The organism is Tenacibaculum sp. TB-56 (assembly GCF_059716275.2).
This window is the reverse complement of the sequence record NZ_CM201367.1, coordinates 2,654,682-2,671,638: the sequence shown is the minus strand read 5'-3', so window position 1 is coordinate 2,671,638 and position 16,957 is coordinate 2,654,682. Positions and strand designations below refer to the sequence as shown.

Here is a 16,957-nt window from a genome sequence, read left to right as displayed (position 1 = left end):
ATCACAAAACAACGTGGGTGACTTCAAAATTAACCCGAAGATCACATTTTTATAGCAAGTGGCTGGACTTATTATAACTTATAATCATACAGATGCTGGTGACGACCAATAGAGTTGATCACATATAGGATGCGGAGCAAGTTATAAGGTATTGAAGTATTGATAATCCTTCGGAATTATCAACAATTCAACACCCTAAAATTATTATTATGTAAGAATTAAAAATAAATATAGTAACTTTGAAAAACTAGACTAGTGCTTTTCATAGGACACATTGTTGTAGCTAGTGCTTATTCTCCTATTAATCCTTTCCAATGCATTTCATCGTTATTTTCTATATGTGCTAAAAGTTCTTCAACAGCTCCTTCAATTTGAAGTAATTTATCATCGTGTTGCTGAATCTTTTCTACTTGATTTTGATGTGAAAACCAATGAAGAAGTTTAGTGTTATGATATGGTCTTTCATTTGGATTAAATACCTCTTTGACTCTACGGTCAATTTCTTTTTCACTTGGATACTTCATTAATGTATATAACTCTAAAAATCTTCGAACTGCGTTTGGCAATATTAAGATGTTTGGAAAATCTTCTTTATCTTCTAGTTCTGAGAAATCTTTTAATATCTCAAATAATCCTACGTATTCAGATTTATAGCTACTGAACGCCTTTGGTAGCTTCTTTATAGTTGCTTTATTTTCTTTTAAACGTTGAATATAGTATAGTGGTCTTTTATTTTCGCCAGCTTCTTTGTTAGTCGGACCAAACAATCTAGTGTCTAATAAAACTGATAAAAATTCAAAACTATGTGTCGAAATAAAAAGTTGTTTAAAACTGTTTTTTGAAAAAAAATTGTGAATTAAAGACCTAACTTGAAAAATGTGGTTACTGTCTAAACTTGATATTGGGTCGTCAATAAAAACTATAGTTTTGTCTAGCTTTGATTCCTCATTTAGCGATTTAAGTTCTGTTAAGAAGTAAGAAAAAGCAATCGCAGATTTTTCACCTTCGCTTAAATTGGTAGCGGGAAATATATCTCGCTTTAGAATGAACTTGTCATCCGAAATATCAATTTTAATATCGTCTCTATTTAGTAATAATTCCAAACTTGAATTTAGTTCCTCTTTGCCTTTTACTTTATCACTTAGTTGAGAATTCAAGCTCAAAATTTCTTTATCGTTATCAGTTATTCTTTTTTCAATTGTGTCAATTATGGATTTTGCTGAATTACTCTCTTTTTCTTTAGATAAATAGTTTTCTGATTTTAGATATTCTGCAACGTAGTGATTTAATATTTTATTCACCGCTTTCTGTTTTCTTTCATCAAATTCAGAAAGCCAAGTGTTATGCTTTTTAAGAATAGACTCAATATTTGTGACATCTCTATTCAAAGAAACTTCATCTATATCTGATGCTGAAATAAAATTGAAAATGTGTTGACCTTTTAATTCAAGGTCTTTCTTTAGTTTCTTGAGTTGAATTTTATAAGCTTTAAGATTGACTTTGTAAGTAGAAATATTCTCTTGATATTCCTTTCTATAGGCCTCACCTAATTTTAACTCATTTTCAAATGTCAAAGAAACTATCTCTTTTTCATTCTCAATTCTTTCTTTGATTCTAGCAATCTCATCTTGAATCTCTTGTAGTTTCTCAGAATAATAAGAGTTTAAGTTTTCAATTCGATTCTCAGGTAAACTGTTGGTGCAAAATTTGCAATTTTCTTCATTTTCGTGAAGAGAAAGTCCTTTCTGAACCCAATCAAAAAGTTCTTTATCCTTATCTAATTCTGGGAATGGAATTGCTTTTGGTGCAGAATCTTCTAGAATTTTTTTAACATCAGAAGTTAATGAATTTAAATTTTCGCTGAACTCAAAATTATCATTTAGTTCTAAGAAGGTATTTTGTGATAATGCTTGTTCTTTGGTTTCATTTTTCTTTGTCGAATCCAAAATGTATTTATCTAAATCGGATTTAACAGTATTAGCTCTAGTTTGGAAATGGGATTTATTAAACTCGTGAGTTTGAAATAATCTTGGTAAGTATTCCTCACGAACCTCTTTTGCTTGGTCAGAAAATTTGCCGTTAGGCTTATTATATTCTGAAAATCGATTTACAATTTTCTTGTATCGTTCGTCCTTTATTTTGACAAGTCTTTCATTTTCGTTTTCAAGTCTTTCAAGTTTAGACTTAATATCTCCAGCTGGGTCACCCAAATAAAATGAAATAGGTTCAATATCTGAGCCTGGTAAATCCCAAGTAAAAACCCTTTTAATGTATTCTGAATTAAAAACTTTAATTATGAAAGGGCAATCTGTTATGTTTTCTTGATTTACTGAAATAGAATTCTCATTATGTTCTATTTCAAAGTCAAATTCCGAGCCTTGAAAATGCCTTTCAGCATTCTTAAATTCTAAAAGTTCAAAAAGTTTAGATAAAGTTGTTTTACCTGAATAATTCCAGCCATATATGAGATTTTTCTTTTTGAAATTATCCAATTGATTCCAAGAAAAATCCTTGTAGATTCCAAAGTTTTTTATTCTTGAAATTTTATTTATCATAGTTTGGTTTGCATTAGCTACAACGGTCTCGGCTATGAGTAGTTGCGTGGTTTAGCACTTAACTTTGCAAGTACACACCAAACTGAAAATCCGCGAGGATTTTCAGAAGTAGGCTAGAACAAGCAATTACTTATAGCCATTGTTGTGCATAGTACTTTTTTAGTTCGATGTTCCAATACTTGTTAAATATATATAGTCCAAATGTTCATTTTGAAATAATTCTTGAACAATTGAATCTTTGTTAGCACCCGAAATTTGTTTTTGATTATTTTCTAAAACCCAAAGTGGTGCATTAAATAGTTTTGAGATTATAGTCGAAAATCTTGCTTTTGTTGTCGATGAAAAAGTTTCTCGATAACATAAATCTCCTTGAACAGCGTGACCAAGCATTTGTTCAAGCGAGAATTTTAGTGCTTTTTCTAAAATCTGACTCCAATTATTAAAAGCAGTTCGGTAATAATAAGTTCTACACAAAATATGGTTTGAATCATCTTGATTCTCTGGATTCCATTTATTTACGATAGAAGAACGATGAATTTCATTAATTATAAAACAGATGTTTTCAATTTCTTGACTTCTAAAGTTTTTATTACTGTCAGTTGGAACATCTACTAACTTTGAATTGCAAAATACTTGTATTAATCGTTCCAAACTTTGCCATAACATTGGTTTAGTCTTTTGTTCTTTTTTGTCCTGTGCCACAAGATTTTGAACAAAATTCAATTCATTTTTTACTTCGTCAATTATTGATGAAATAATAAAATTCCTTTTTTGTGCAGATGTTTTGTCTCCTAAAATGTCTTGTTCGGAATATGGTGCTTCGTTATCGCCAACTCTTTTTCTAAAGTCCTCAATTTTTTGGCGATACATATCAGCCAATTTTGCATCCATATGAGATTTTTTATATCTCTGTTGAACGAAAGACGTATGAGCTTCGTAAATGACTTCTCTTAACTTCGAGACTTCTGGTTCAACGAAAACCAAGCAAGGTATTTTCTTTCTGTTGTTTCCAATGATTTGTGCAACTGCTTTATGCTGACCGTCAAATATTTTAACTTTCTTTTCTTTATTGTCAAGTCTTCCAAGAGAAGGAAGTAATTGTACCGATTTTTTTAGGTTAAATATTAATGGTAATATTTTAGATTCTAAAGGACGTAATTGTATTTTTTCATCATTTTCGATGTGTTTTACTTCTACTTCGTGAAAAAAGTAATAATTATCCTCACTTCCGATTTTTTGATTATAGAGAGGTAATTCAATTCCGTTAAAAGTAATTTTATCTCGATTTTCACTAATTGAAAAAACAGATTCGATTGCCTTTGGTCTTAAATCCTTTAACCCGTCAATTTTATCAAGTTCGTTTAAAATTCTTAATTCTTCTCGATAGTCAACTGGTTTTTTTCTTCCTTTTGCCTTATGGCAATTTTGTTTTCCTTCTATTTTTGAAGAATGAACTGGTGCAAAATTACTTATGTCTTGTGGAAATCCATCTGCATAACTATAAATGTGGTCAAACTGGATTTCCTCACGAGAATAGCCTTCTAAAGTTTTTTGACACAAATAGCAATTGGTGTGATTTTCTAATAATTGTAATTTTTCAGGCTCTGTTAAGATTCTTCTTTCTTCCATTTAATTCAAGTTAGTTTCGGTTTTTCTCGTATTATGCACAACGGTCTTGTATATGGCTCGTAGCGTGCAAATTAGCGATTATTTTTCGGTTAAGCACGAGCCGAATTTTTTAATTTTCTTATTACTTTTTCTTTTCAATAAGCCAAATTAAAAAATTTGGCGGACTTGCAAATATACCTTAACTTCGATTAAGCAACTAACTAGCTATGAGCTATATACGTTGTTAGCAACTGGCATTATTCCATTAGTTCGGTTAACTTTTTATCCAACTCTTTTCCTCGTAAATCTCTCGCTACAATTATTCCATTTTGGTCAATTAAAAAACTGTCAGGAATTCCCTCAACTCCATAAATTAGAGAGGCCTTATTTCCGTTTCCTTTTAAATCGTTAACGTGATACCAATTCAGTTTATCTTTCTCAATTGCTTTTATCCAATTTTCTTTGTTTTCGTCCAATGAAACAGCAAATATTTCAAATCCTTTTGGTTTAAACTTTTCGTAAGTTTTTACCAAATTCGGGTTTTCTTTTCTGCAAGGTGCACACCAAGAAGCCCAAAAGTCAAGAAAAATGATTTTACCTTTTAAGTCTGAAAGTTTTTTTAATTCTCCGTTTTTGTCAACCATTTCAAAATCTATGAATTGTCCACCGATTTCGGCTTGTTCTTTCAGTTCAAGGTAGGACGAAATTATCTTTCCGTATTTTGATAGCTTGTTTTCTTCCGAAAATAGGTCAAAAAGTTCCTTGGTTTCGTTTTTACCAAAAGTCGTTAAATAGGTCGAAAGTGTTTCTGCACTTACAATGCTATTCGGATGTTTCTTTATAAATTCTATCTCCTTTTTTCTCTGGTTTTCTTCTGAAAGATTTTCAAGTTCTTTTCTTAAAGATTGAGCCGAATTTTCCACTTTTGAACCAATTACAATTGCATTTTCAAAGTCATTTTGTGATGCGTCAAAAGTCATAGATTTATTTTCTAACCATAAGAATCTATAATGAGAATCGTCATTAGTTCTTAAAACTACGTGTAAAGGTGAATTTGGTAATTCTGTATTAAAAACAAACGAATTGTTCTCAACTTTTGTAGAATCGATAAGGTCAATAGTTTGGCTATCAGCATTATCTAAATAAATCATTGTTCCGTTTTCAATTCCTTTCGTTTTTCCTGTCAGAGAAAAATCAGCACTTGATTTATCGTTGCAAGAACTAAACAATATTAAAATTATCCCAAAGATTGTGTTTCTCATCGATGTTCGTCTTTGCTTGTTGCTAACGGTATCGTGTATGAGCAGTAGCGGATTTTGGAAGCCGAACTTTTCGGTTTAGACTGACGTAAGCTACTTGCAAATTTCATTTGCTAAATTTACGAAAAGGAAATGAATTTGCAAGTAGCGACTAAAATGTACTTAACTTTAAATTAAACACTTAACCCGCTATTGCTTATAGCATCCATGAAAAAGCAGTAAGACGAGTATCTTTAAAGTTCACAAAAACATAAAGATATGAATACTCAAATTACTGCCGACACTAAATTATATATAGGAATTGACATACACAAGCGCAGCTGGAAAGTTCATTGTTCAACAGATCTATTTTCTGGCAAAAGTTTTAGTATGCCACCAGACCCTTTGCAATTGAAAGCTTATGTTGATAGACATTTTTCGGGATATGATGTAAGTACAGCTTATGAGGCAGGATGTTGTGGCTATTATGCCCATCGTTGTTTTGAGAGTTATGGCTGGCGCTCTTTAGTAGTTAATCCTGCCGATATCCATCGTAAGGGGAAAGAGCGTTTTACAAAGACCGATCGTATAGATGCACAGTTGATTAGTAGAGAATTGAAAGATGGTCGATTAAGTAGTATTTATGTGCCCGATGAGCATCGTGAAGCTTTGCGTAGTTTATTTCGTAGGCGTAATGATTTGGTAAAGGATTTTAGACGTATCAAGAGTTACATAAAAATGCAGTTGCTCTACTTTGGAATAAAAGTTCCAGAACAGTACGATAATGACCATTGGAGTCATGGTTTTCGGGGGTGGTTAGATGATATAATATTTGAATATGCAATAGCAAAAGCAAGCTTAGAGAGTAGGATGCGTTATTTTCGATTTGTAGATGAAGATTTACGTTTAGTTAGTAATCAGTTAAGAGCTTATTGTCGTAAGCATTTTAAGAAAGATTATTATTTGCTTAGAAGCATACCGGGTATTGGTGGAATTGTAGCTTGTGGAATTATTAGTGAATTAGGAGATTTACGCAGGTTTAATAGCATAAAACACTTGGCAGGTTATGTAGGGTTAGCTCCAGGTATTTATCAGAGTGGTGATAATTATAAAACGATAGGTATAACGCCACGAGCACATCGATTAATGCGATCATATTTTATAGAAGCCTCATGGCAGGCGATTCGAACAGACCCAGTGATGCAGCATTATTACCGAAAGCATTATGGTAAGGATACTAAGAAGATAATCATAAAGATAGCTCGTAAGTTACTTAGTAGAACTTTGGCCGTTATCAAAACAGAGACTCCTTATGAGATAGGAGTTATAGAATAGTATATAAATCAATAACAAAGCTCAGAAAAGAAGTATTTAGAGTCCATATCACAAAACAACGTGGGTGACTTCAAAATTAACCCGAAGATCACATTTTTATAGCAAGTGGCTGGACTTATTATAACTTATAATCATACAGATGCTGGTGACGACCAATAGAGTTGATCACATATAGGATGCGGAGCAAGTTATAAGGTATTGAAGTATTGATAATCCTTCGGAATTATCAACAATTCAACACCCTAAAATTATTATTATGTAAGAATTAAAAATAAATATAGTAACTTTGAAAAACTAGACTAGTGCTTTTCATAGGAGGCGTTGTTAGCTGTTCGTTATTTATTCGATGAATTATCAATAGAATTTACAACATAATCAAATACTCCTAAAACAGAGCAATAAATCGCATAGCTATTTTTACCTGTTTGGTATACAAAATAATCTTTTTCTTTATTCAACGAAATATTCTTATTTATGAATACATGATTACCCATACCACCATAATGATAATCAAAAATCAATTCCTTTTTTTCAATATTATCATATTTTAATACATTTTGGTGTTGAATAAGAGCTTCTCTTATTTCCAAATACAAATCTGCATTATTTGATAAATTAGTTTCATAACAAATAACATCCTCATTTTCAATAATGTAAAAAATTGATCCTCCAGCATTTCCCATTGCTCCGCCTTCTGCAAATTCTGCATAAATAATTTCTTTTATTGATATTTTACCTAATTTATCTTCTGAGAGTTTTTTTGTGATGGGAATGCTCATACTATTATCATTTTTTGATCTGCCTAATTCAGATTCTTTTTTCTCATTATTTAAACTCGAATTACAACTTATTAATCCTAAAATAAAAACTATAAACTTAGATATTTCATTTTAAATAATGACAGCCAACGGTCTCGTATAACCGTCAGTTACGGGATTAATGTTAATAATTTTCGGTTTAGCACAGACGTTAGCAATTCCGAGTGGATTCGGACGTAGTCGAATCCGCCGTAATTGCGGTTATACATCTTAAGTTAGCAATTGTTTAACTTTAGTAATAAAAACCAGAAAGAAAAAAGCGTAGAGTAAGGTTATGATATACGTTGAAACCTAGATTTCGTCAACATTGATAATCCCTACGCTTTACTACTTTAAATTCGTTCAGTTCTGTGAGACCAAGATCTCGATTTCAAGTTGTTGAATTGATAGTAGTTATTTTTCTTTCCAATCCTTTTTTCTTATGAGTAAAAATAAACAATTTTTAGGAATCGATGTAAGTAAAGATGTTTTAGATGTGTATGATTATCAAGGTAATTGGTATCAGTTTAAAAATGATTCATCAGGCTTTAAAGAGCTGTTGTTAATCACAAGTGATTTAACTCATTGTATAATGGAAGCCACAGGGTATTATCATGTACGATTAGCTTATTTTTTAACAGAAAAAGGAGTTTTGGTATCAGTAGAAAATCCGTTGAAGATAAAACGTTTTATTCAAATGAATTTATCAAAAGTAAAGACGGATAAGAGTGATGCAAAGCAGCTATATAATTATGGTGTAAGTCAAGCCCCTTCTATATGGAAAGGAGAAAGCAAGGAACAACAAGAATGTTTACAAATAGTACGTTTGTTGAGTGTTTATACGAAACAATCTACTCAATTAAAGAATAAGCTTCATGGCGAATCAGTATTAGGAACTCCATCAAAATTGGTAGTTAGTTCCTTAAAAAGGCAACTAAAAAATATACAAAAAGAGATGGTTAAATTAGAAGATTTGTTGCTAGAGAATGTAAAAAAGAGCTATCAAGAAGAATTGACTTTATTAAAGTCAATTCCAGGAATAGGGGGTAAAACAGCATTAATGTTATTAGTTTTTACCGATGGATTTAAGCGCTTTACTTCGGCAAAGGAGCTGTGCAGTTACGCAGGTATAACTCCTGTTATTAGAGAGTCAGGCAGTAGTATAAAAGGAAGACCTCGAATAAGTAAAATGGGTAATCCAAAGCTTAGAAATTTATTGTTTATGTGTAGTTTTAATGCTTGTAAATACAACAAAACATGTAGAGAACTTTATGACCGAATTGTAGCTAAGGGTAAGAGTAAAAAACTTGCTTTAATAGCGGTGTGTAATAAGCTACTAAAACAAGCTTTTGCAATAGTAAAAAGTGGTTTGCCTTATGATGCAAATTATAAAAGTACTTTGGTTTAAAAAAGTATAAAATTTACTTGTTTTTTACCTCAGTTCTTTGTTGCCCACAGTTTTTTATTCCAGCCCATAATTTCCATTTGCCCATTTTATTGTCGGTTCTATCCATTCTTTTAATGGTTTGAACAAAAATCCGTGTCCCATTCGAGTATTTAACTCGATTTCTTTAAAGTTCCTTATTTCACAGGTTGAGCTTTCTTTTCTTTTGATTGCGGACACTCCGAACGGGTCGGTTTTTTCGTAAATGGTCAAAATGTTTCCGCAAAAGTTGATTTCGGGGATATTTTCCAAATCATCATTTCTAAAACTTGCTACGAAAACGAAATTCAGTTCAAGGTTGTTTGCCAAGGTCGAAACGTATTGTGCAATATATCCACCTTTTGAAGTTCCGACTATTGTTATTTTTTCAGGTTCGATCCCGTTGTTTATCAAGCTGTCAATTTTGTGGGCGATTCCGATGGCGTATTCACGAGCGTTCACATTTCCGTTTCTTTTTTCGCTGATTACTTTAAATCCATTTTTTTTAAACTCAGCTATAATTTCGTTATATTCAGTTCGTCCGAATTCAGGATGCAATTCATTCAGTTCGTGTTCTTCTAAAAATCGATTATGAAGGAAGAAAATAAATCGGTCATCATTTTTGTTTCCACACGCAAATAAAATTGAGAAAAAAAGAATTCCAATTAATAACTTTATTTTCATTGATTTACGATTTTCTCAAATTGTGGGCAACGTGTTTGTATATGGTTTGTTGCGTGGTTTAAGCACCTAATTTAGCAAATAAAAACCGAATAGAAAATCCGCGAGGATTTTCGTAAGTAGGCTAGAACTAGCAATAAATTATATACGGTGTTGCCAACAGTACTTATTTCCACTTTTCTATTAATTCTATCACACCTTTTTTAATTCCGCTATAAAATTCTCCGTTTTTAAATTCAGGTATTATTTTTTCTTCAATTACTTTTTTACAAATTTCGTCAGTCAAAATCAATTCGTTTCCAGTTCCTGTTGCAATTCCGATTTGTCTGCAAGGATTACACACAACAATTGTCAATCCGTTATTTTTATCGGCAGTTCCAACTCCCCAAGTTTGTCCTAAATCCGTTGCGTATTTTTGGATGTCGTTATAAGGTTTTATGCTGTCAATTGTAACCACCACAATTTGTCTTGTCGTTTCAATATCGTAATCATAAAGAATTTTTGATAGTTCAGTTCGTTCTGATTCCGTAAAAATTTGTCCGTAATCATTTATAATTCCAATTGGTTTCGGAATAGAACTTTTTTCCTTGTCCGAAAAATCAATTTCAGTTGTCGGTTTTTTAGTTTCCGTTTCTTGAGCAATTCCTTTGCAAGAAAGAAAATTTAAAGTCAAGAAAAGGATTAATATTTTAGTTCCGATTTTCATTTTTCGTATTGTTGGCAACTTGTTTATATATGTAATAAAATTACTGTTATATTCTCTTAACGGTAGTATAAGCGGAGTTTTTAGCAATTTTTATACGCTTTCAAATATAGTAAAAACCAATAAATTACCTAAAATAAAGTTATTAACGAGTTATCGTTATTTGTTAATTAATTATACAATCATAGCGACCTTACTACAAGGTGTGTACAAATTCTTACGGAATTCCATAAACCTATTAATTTTTATGATGTATCGATACTTCATTAAAAGGTTTCTTTAAAAAAGTTTTAACGATATACCTTTCGTTTGCTAATTTTTACTTCGCCCTTTTTTTCTAAAGATTTGATGACCCGAATAACCGTTTCTACACGCAAGCCTAAAATATCGGCTATTTGTTGACGCGTATAGGCTACTTTAAACGAGTACTTTCCTTCAACTTTATATACATCGTCTTTTAAATAATCAATAAAGCGAAGCACTCTATGCGCAGGTTCTTGGCTTGAAATTTCTGAAGCTATAATAGCTTTGTAGTACAAACGTTTGGCTAAACTTTGAGTGATTTTTAAATGAATTTCAGGGTTGTCTTGTAGTAATTTAAATAAATCACTTTTAGCTAAAGCTAGAATCGTGCTATCAGAAATAGCCACCGCATTGGCAGGATAGGTAACATCAATAAACAAAGGAGGTTCTCCAAAACTTTGATTTTTATAAAATATCCCTTGAATAAACTCTTTACCATTATCGTTGAAATTATTCATTTTCATGGCTCCAGTTACTATTTGATAGTAGTAGTGTGCGGTTTGTTTTTCAGAGAAAATAATTTCGTCTTTTTGAAAAGTTTTGGTTTTGCGTTATATTTTAATAAGAGTTCTTTTGGAATCATTATGATTTAAGTCATAAATTGCGGTAGGCTAAAGATATACTTTTGTGGTGTATTTTAACAACGATTTGTAAATGGATAAAAGAGATATAGAAAATAGAGAAGATGTGTATAAACTGGTATCAACCTTTTATAATGATAAAATTAGAAAGGATGATTTTATAGGGCCTATCTTTTTGAAAACAATTCCTGAAGATACTTGGGAACCTCATTTACAAAAGCTCACCGATTTTTGGGAGACCAATTTGTTTTTTGTGCGAAAGTTTAAAGGAAATCCGATGAGAGCACACAAAGATGTAGATAGAGATTTCGATTATTCTATCTACCAAGAACATTTCGGTCGCTGGTTACAATTATGGTTTGAAACGGTTGATGAACTTTTCGATGGAGTAAAAGCTCACGAAGCCAAAGAAAGAGCACGAAACATAGCTTCTATGCTCTTTTTTAGAATGTTTGAAGACAAACCTAAAAGCACTCTTTAAAATTTAAAGAGAAAGAATGAAGTTTAGAATTTGACAATTTATTTAATAGATATTTTTATCTTCACAGACTAAAATAAGCTGAGTGGAGTCTATAACTATCATTTACATTGTATTAGCCGTTTTGATAAGCGTAGCTATTGCTTTTTTTCAATATTTCTACAAAGTAAAAAGTACTCCAAAAACACATATTTTACTTTTTGCTCTAAAAGCATTGAGTCTTTTTTTAATAGGCTTACTTTTTATCAATCCGAAGATTAGAACTTTAGAGATTCAGAACAGCAAACCAATATTGTCTGTATTGTTAGATAATTCACTTTCTACACAGTTTTTTAAAGAAGAAGAAAACGTAAGAAAAGTGCTCTCTGAAATAAAGGAAGATGAAGGGATTCAAGAAAAGTTTGATGTTCAATATTTTTCCTTCGGAAAAGAGGTCAGTGTTTTAGATAGTTTATTGTTTTCTGACACGCAAACAAACATTTCAAAAGCGATTACAGCTGTTAATGAGTTGAATAAAGGCAAAATTTCAACAACAGTTTTAGTTACTGATGGTAATCAAACTCAAGGAAACGATTATGAGTTTAGTACATCAACAAACAAAATATTTCCAATAATTGTGGGCGATACTACGCAGTATCAAGATATACAGATAGCTCAGCTAAATGTAAATAAATACAGCTATTTACAAAATAAGTTTCCAGTAGAAGCCTTGTTGTATTATGAAGGTAAAGACAAGATAACTACTACTTTTTCAATTCTTCAAAACGGACAAAGAGTATTTTCTAAACAATTAGAATTTTCTCCTAATAATCCCACACAAACAGTTACTACTAACTTGCTGTCTAAAACAAAAGGGTTACAATATTACACGGCATCCATCAGTAAAATACCAAACGAAAAGAACATTAAAAACAACTACAAAAACTTTTCAGTTGAAGTATTTGATGAACAAACCAAGGTTTTATTATTAGGTTCTTTTTTACATCCTGATTTAGGAGCGCTGAAAAAAGCGATTGAAAGCAATAAACAACGCAAGGTTGATATTGCTTTAATTCAAGACAAAAACATAAAATTTGATGATTATCAGTTGTATGTATTGTATCAACCTAACAGTTCTTTCAAAAGTGTGTTTGAGAAGATAACATCCAATTATTTAATCATTACAGGAACAAAAACCGATTGGAATTTTATTAATAGTCAAAATTTAGGAGTAGCAAAGAAAGTTATTAATCAAAAGGAAGAATATAGTGCTCTCTATAATGCTGATTTTCTACCATTTTTTCAAGAAAATATTGGTTTTACACATTTTCCACCACTACAAGATAAGTTTGGAGAGGTTCAGTTGAAAAAGGAAGCACAAAGTTTATTATATCAGAAATTTGCAGGAGTTGAAACCACACAACCATTATTTACAACTTTTGAAGAAAATGACAAGAAATATGCGATGTTATTTGGTGAAGGTGTTTGGAAGTGGAGAGCATCTAGTTATTTAAAAGAACAAAATTTTGAAAGTTTCGACACGTTTATAGGAAACTTAGCGCAGTATTTAGCTTCTAACAAAAAACGAAAGCGATTAGAAGTTACTTCTGAACGATTGTATCCTGCCAATGCGCCTATTACGATTACTGCGTTTTATGTAGATAAAAACTACCAATTTGATAACAGAGCCAATTTAGAACTGACGTTAACAAATAAAGAAACAAAGGAGCAAAAGAAGCTACCATTTTCACTGGTAAATAACTCATATCAAGTGTCTGTTGAAGGGTTGTTGTCAGGTGATTATACCTATGAAGTTTCCGTAGTAAATCAAAATATTACGAGTTATGGTGAGTTTAAAATAACTGATTATCAGATCGAGGAGCAGTTTACGAATGCAAATCGAAAGAAGCTACAAGCATTAGCATCTAAAACAAACGGAGTAGTTTTCTATCCGAATACAACAACTCAATTATTGCAAGATTTGGTAAATGATGAAGCGTATTATACTACACAAAAATCTACCACAAAAGAGCAAAATTTAATTGACTGGAAATGGATTTTATTTTTGATAGTTACTTTTTTAAGTATTGAGTGGTTTATCAGAAAATACTATGGTAAAATTTAAGAAACCGATTAAAATAGATTGGTTTTTCTTCAATTCTTGCCGAAATTTGTATCAAAAGAAAAAAATATGAGATTTCATACACGTAAATGGGTAAAACCCGAAGACTTAAATCCTAACGGAACTCTTTTTGGAGGACGATTATTACAATGGATTGATGAAGAAGTAGCCTTATATGCTATTATTCAATTAGAAATTCCGAAGACAGTAACTAAGTTTATGTCTGAAATAGATTTTGTAAGTTCAGCAAAACAAGGAGATATTATAGAAATAGGAATTGACGTAGTGAAGTTTGGAAGAACATCAATTACTCTATGTTGTGAGGTTCGTAATAAGATCACTAGAAAAACCATAATTGCAATCGATAAAATTATCATGGTAAGTTTAGATGAAGAAGGTAAGCCTTTTGCACATGGTAAAAACAAGATAGAATATGTTAAAGATAGGCTAGAAGAAGAGTAGCGTCTTTAAATTTTATACTTTTGTACCTATAAAATTAATGTATTGAAAAATTTCTGCATCATATTGTTAACCTTGTTGTTAATTGTGCCTCCAGTTCAGGCGCATACTGATGCAGTAGTTTTTGTTGATGAAATAGAAGGGCATTTTGATGTATTGAACGACGAACATCAGCACGAACATCATCAAAATGATACAGAAGAAGAGAGAAACAAAGAACATCATCATCATTGTACGGTGGTGAATCTTACAGCAGAATTTGTACCTGTTGAATATTACTTCGAAATTATTCCTTTTTTTGAAATAAGAGAAACAATTGGTTTTTACCAAGTTCCTTATAACTTTTCTTTCTTAAAAGGAATTTTCCAACCACCCAGAGTTTAAATTAATTATTCAGTATTTGCTTTCAAAAAATAGAAAGTTTTTATGCATCTTTTTAGAAAAAGAGATGTCTTCCTTTATATAATTAATTTAAAAATAACACATGTTAAAAAATATAATAGTAGCAGTAGTTATCATGCTATCTGCAGTTAAAATAACAGCACAAAACTCAATTGAATTTAAAGTAATTTCTGATGAAAAGGAGCCTGTTGTAGGTGCTTCGGTGTATGTGAAAAACACCACTATTGGAGCAGAAACTAACTTAGATGGAATTGCAATTATTAATAATATTCATAATGGAAAACAAACTTTTGTAGTATCATTTATAGGTTTTGAAACAGTCGAAAAAACTATTCAATTTCCAACAACAAAAAAGCAATTTGTAGTAGAACTTCATGAAGATGAAGAAACTTTAGAAGCGGTTGTAATTCAATCAACAAGAAGTAAAAGGACGATTGCTGAGATACCTACAAGGATAGAAGTTGTCGGAGCAGAAGAGTTAGGAGAAAAAGCAGTAATGAATTCAGCAAATATTGCTATGGTTCGTGCGAGAAAGCACAGGAATTCAGATGCAGCAAACTTCTGCAAACTCTGCCAATCAAAGTATTCGTATCCAAGGGTTAGATGGACGTTTTACGCAATTACTAAAAGACGGATTTCCGTTATTTGGAGGTTTTTCTAGTGGATTGAGTATTATGCAAATTCCTCCGTTAGATTTGCAGCAAGTAGAAATTATCAAAGGAAGTTCTTCTACTTTATATGGAGGAGGAGCTATTGCAGGTTTGGTAAATTTGGTGTCAAAAAAACCAAAAGAAGAACGAGAAATTAGCCTAATGTTCGATCAGACTTCTCGTAACGGAAGTACGTTAAACGCTTTTTATAGCGAACGTTTCAATAAATTTGGAGTTAGTTTATACGGATCTGCAAACAGACAACAAGCTACTGATGTGAATGACGATCATTTTTCTGATATTCCAAAAGTGAGAAGTTTTAGTATCAATCCGTCATTATTCTACTATCCGAATGAAAAGGAAGAGTGGCGTTTGAATTTCGGAACGACAATAGAAGATCGTATTGGAGGGGATGCTGATGTGATTGCAGGAAATATGACGCCTGATCACAGTTTTTTTGAAGAAAATAAATCAGAACGCTACTCAACACAATTATCATATTCTAATGATATTTCAGAAACTAAAAGTTTTAATTTTAAAAATAGTGTGAGTTATTTCAAAAGAAATTTAACCCTACCTGATTATGAGTTTGATGGAAAACAATGGGCTACATTTACTGAAGCAACGTATAACTTGTATAATACTAGCTCTGATTGGGTTTTTGGAGGAAATATCATCACTGAAAACTTTACAGAAAATCCAACAACTAATTTAGATAGAAGTTACGAGCAGTTTACTTTTGGAGGGTTTGCTCAAAATAACTGGAGACTTTCAAACAGTTTAACTTTAGAAAGTGGCTTACGAACAGATTATAACGATCACTACGGAACATTTGTGTTGCCTAGAGCTTCTTTGTTTATTAAGTATAATGACAAGGTATCAAGTAGAATAGGAGGAGGTTTAGGATATAAAATACCTACAATTTTTACAGAAGATGCAGAATTGCGTTCGTATCAAAATGTAATGCCAATTAACTTGACCAATTTTGAAGCAGAAACGTCTATCGGATTTAATGCAGATGTAAACTATAAAACAAAAATTTTTAATGATAATGTATCATTGTCTTTTAATCAATTAGTGTTTTATACACAGTTAAAAAATACACTTTTATTGCAAGAAAATGGAGCCAATTATGAATTTGTGAATGCTTTAAGTCGATTAAATAGTTATGGAGCAGAAACTAATTTAAAGTTAAAGTATAAAGATTTTGTACTGTTTACAAACTATGCTTATAACAATGTTGAAATCGACAATAATCAAAAAGCGCTGACACCAAAACATAGCTTTGGTGGCGTATTAATGTATGAAGTACATGATAAATGGCGAATAGGATATGAAGCATATTATAAGGGCTCACAGTTAAGAAATAATTTAACTAAAACTCCAGATTATTGGACGATGGGCTTTATGGTAATGAGAACGTTTGGGAAAATTAGTTTGTATGCTAATTTCGAAAACTTTACAGACACCAAACAACAAAACTATCAAGACATGATAGAAGATATGCATCACGATCCATCTTTTACAGATATTTGGGCACCAACAGACGGATTTATTTTCAATGCAGGTATCTTGGTGAAGTTATAAGAGGAAGAGGAGTTAAAAAACTCCTCTTTTTGCATCTTTTTAATACATTTAAAGTC

General features: G+C 31.5%; 15 protein-coding genes. 8 read left to right on the top strand and 7 right to left on the bottom strand.

Going from position 1 to position 16,957, the window contains the following annotated elements; all coding sequences use genetic code 11:
• Positions 1-290 precede the first annotated feature (290 nt).
• The 3 genes from AC3VI6_RS12805 to AC3VI6_RS12795 all read right to left on the bottom strand — a co-directional run bounded on the left by AC3VI6_RS12805 (position 291) and on the right by AC3VI6_RS12795 (position 5,425).
• Complete coding sequence (locus AC3VI6_RS12805; RefSeq protein WP_497706487.1) at positions 291-2,555, bottom strand: AAA family ATPase; 2,265 nt, start codon at positions 2,553-2,555, stop codon at positions 291-293.
• 159 nt (positions 2,556-2,714) lie between these two features.
• Complete coding sequence (locus AC3VI6_RS12800; protein WP_497706486.1) at positions 2,715-4,184, bottom strand: hypothetical protein; 1,470 nt, start codon at positions 4,182-4,184, stop codon at positions 2,715-2,717.
• Positions 4,185-4,420: 236 nt separating this feature from the next.
• On the bottom strand, positions 4,421-5,425 hold the full coding sequence (locus AC3VI6_RS12795; protein WP_497706485.1) for a redoxin domain-containing protein: 1,005 nt from the start codon (positions 5,423-5,425) through the stop codon (positions 4,421-4,423).
• Between the two features lie 255 nt (positions 5,426-5,680).
• Here AC3VI6_RS12795 and AC3VI6_RS12790 point away from each other — a divergent pair, with 255 nt between their 5' ends.
• Entirely contained in the window at positions 5,681-6,736 is a 1,056-nt protein-coding gene (locus tag AC3VI6_RS12790; RefSeq protein ID WP_497704953.1) for an IS110 family RNA-guided transposase, read from the top strand.
• A gap of 335 nt (positions 6,737-7,071) precedes the next feature.
• On the opposite strand, the gene AC3VI6_RS12785 is transcribed toward AC3VI6_RS12790, so the two are convergent.
• Positions 7,072-7,515 carry a hypothetical protein gene (locus AC3VI6_RS12785; RefSeq protein ID WP_497706484.1) on the bottom strand — a complete coding sequence of 148 codons (444 nt, stop codon included), beginning with the start codon at positions 7,513-7,515 and terminating at the stop codon, positions 7,072-7,074.
• 460 nt (positions 7,516-7,975) lie between these two features.
• Between AC3VI6_RS12785 and AC3VI6_RS12780 the strand changes: the two genes are divergently transcribed.
• Positions 7,976-8,941, top strand: a complete 966-nt coding sequence (locus AC3VI6_RS12780) for an IS110 family RNA-guided transposase (protein ID WP_497705913.1) — start codon at positions 7,976-7,978, stop codon at positions 8,939-8,941.
• A gap of 54 nt (positions 8,942-8,995) precedes the next feature.
• Here AC3VI6_RS12780 and AC3VI6_RS12775 read toward each other — a convergent pair whose 3' ends face one another.
• The 3 genes from AC3VI6_RS12775 to AC3VI6_RS12765 all read right to left on the bottom strand — a co-directional run bounded on the left by AC3VI6_RS12775 (position 8,996) and on the right by AC3VI6_RS12765 (position 11,161).
• Positions 8,996-9,640: an alpha/beta hydrolase gene (locus tag AC3VI6_RS12775; RefSeq protein ID WP_497706483.1), complete on the bottom strand. Its 645-nt coding sequence runs from the start codon at positions 9,638-9,640 to the stop codon at positions 8,996-8,998.
• A gap of 163 nt (positions 9,641-9,803) precedes the next feature.
• Positions 9,804-10,343, bottom strand: coding sequence for a TPM domain-containing protein (locus AC3VI6_RS12770; protein WP_497706482.1), 540 nt, complete (start codon positions 10,341-10,343; stop codon positions 9,804-9,806).
• A 287-nt stretch (positions 10,344-10,630) separates the two neighbouring features.
• Positions 10,631-11,161, bottom strand: coding sequence for a Crp/Fnr family transcriptional regulator (locus AC3VI6_RS12765; RefSeq protein ID WP_497706594.1), 531 nt, complete (start codon positions 11,159-11,161; stop codon positions 10,631-10,633).
• A 136-nt stretch (positions 11,162-11,297) separates the two neighbouring features.
• Between AC3VI6_RS12765 and AC3VI6_RS12760 the strand changes: the two genes are divergently transcribed.
• The 6 genes from AC3VI6_RS12760 to AC3VI6_RS12735 all read left to right on the top strand — a co-directional run bounded on the left by AC3VI6_RS12760 (position 11,298) and on the right by AC3VI6_RS12735 (position 16,901).
• On the top strand, positions 11,298-11,705 hold the full coding sequence (locus tag AC3VI6_RS12760; RefSeq protein ID WP_497706481.1) for a group III truncated hemoglobin: 408 nt from the start codon (positions 11,298-11,300) through the stop codon (positions 11,703-11,705).
• A gap of 82 nt (positions 11,706-11,787) precedes the next feature.
• Positions 11,788-13,806, top strand: a complete 2,019-nt coding sequence (locus tag AC3VI6_RS12755) for a VWA domain-containing protein (RefSeq protein WP_497706480.1) — start codon at positions 11,788-11,790, stop codon at positions 13,804-13,806.
• Between the two features lie 66 nt (positions 13,807-13,872).
• The gene (locus AC3VI6_RS12750; RefSeq protein WP_299003061.1) at positions 13,873-14,265 is read left to right on the top strand and encodes an acyl-CoA thioesterase; all 393 of its coding nucleotides are present in this window, start codon (positions 13,873-13,875) and stop codon (positions 14,263-14,265) included.
• A gap of 42 nt (positions 14,266-14,307) precedes the next feature.
• Positions 14,308-14,646, top strand: a complete 339-nt coding sequence (locus tag AC3VI6_RS12745; protein ID WP_497706479.1) for a hypothetical protein — start codon at positions 14,308-14,310, stop codon at positions 14,644-14,646.
• 100 nt (positions 14,647-14,746) lie between these two features.
• Complete coding sequence (locus AC3VI6_RS12740) at positions 14,747-15,325, top strand: carboxypeptidase-like regulatory domain-containing protein (protein WP_497706478.1); 579 nt, start codon at positions 14,747-14,749, stop codon at positions 15,323-15,325.
• Positions 15,213-16,901 (top strand): TonB-dependent receptor plug domain-containing protein, encoded by a 1,689-nt coding sequence (locus tag AC3VI6_RS12735; RefSeq protein ID WP_497706477.1) that lies wholly within the window; start codon positions 15,213-15,215, stop codon positions 16,899-16,901. Before AC3VI6_RS12740 ends, AC3VI6_RS12735 begins: the two co-directional genes overlap by 113 nt.
• Positions 16,902-16,957 lie beyond the last annotated feature (56 nt).

Bases quoted from the DNA above. Each gene is read 5' to 3' on its own strand.
- AC3VI6_RS12735 (WP_497706477.1), top strand. From the start codon at position 15,213: ATGCAGCAAACTTCTGCAAACTCTGCCAATCAAAGTATTCGTATCCAA.
- AC3VI6_RS12785 (WP_497706484.1), bottom strand. From the start codon at position 7,515: ATGAGCATTCCCATCACAAAAAAACTCTCAGAAGATAAATTAGGTAAA.
- AC3VI6_RS12780 (WP_497705913.1), top strand. From the start codon at position 7,976: ATGAGTAAAAATAAACAATTTTTAGGAATCGATGTAAGTAAAGATGTT.
- AC3VI6_RS12770 (WP_497706482.1), bottom strand. From the start codon at position 10,343: ATGAAAATCGGAACTAAAATATTAATCCTTTTCTTGACTTTAAATTTT.
- AC3VI6_RS12760 (WP_497706481.1), top strand. From the start codon at position 11,298: ATGGATAAAAGAGATATAGAAAATAGAGAAGATGTGTATAAACTGGTA.
- AC3VI6_RS12805 (WP_497706487.1), bottom strand. From the start codon at position 2,555: ATGATAAATAAAATTTCAAGAATAAAAAACTTTGGAATCTACAAGGAT.
- AC3VI6_RS12740 (WP_497706478.1), top strand. From the start codon at position 14,747: ATGTTAAAAAATATAATAGTAGCAGTAGTTATCATGCTATCTGCAGTT.
- AC3VI6_RS12750 (WP_299003061.1), top strand. From the start codon at position 13,873: ATGAGATTTCATACACGTAAATGGGTAAAACCCGAAGACTTAAATCCT.
- AC3VI6_RS12775 (WP_497706483.1), bottom strand. From the start codon at position 9,640: ATGAAAATAAAGTTATTAATTGGAATTCTTTTTTTCTCAATTTTATTT.
- AC3VI6_RS12800 (WP_497706486.1), bottom strand. From the start codon at position 4,184: ATGGAAGAAAGAAGAATCTTAACAGAGCCTGAAAAATTACAATTATTA.
- AC3VI6_RS12795 (WP_497706485.1), bottom strand. From the start codon at position 5,425: ATGAGAAACACAATCTTTGGGATAATTTTAATATTGTTTAGTTCTTGC.
- AC3VI6_RS12790 (WP_497704953.1), top strand. From the start codon at position 5,681: ATGAATACTCAAATTACTGCCGACACTAAATTATATATAGGAATTGAC.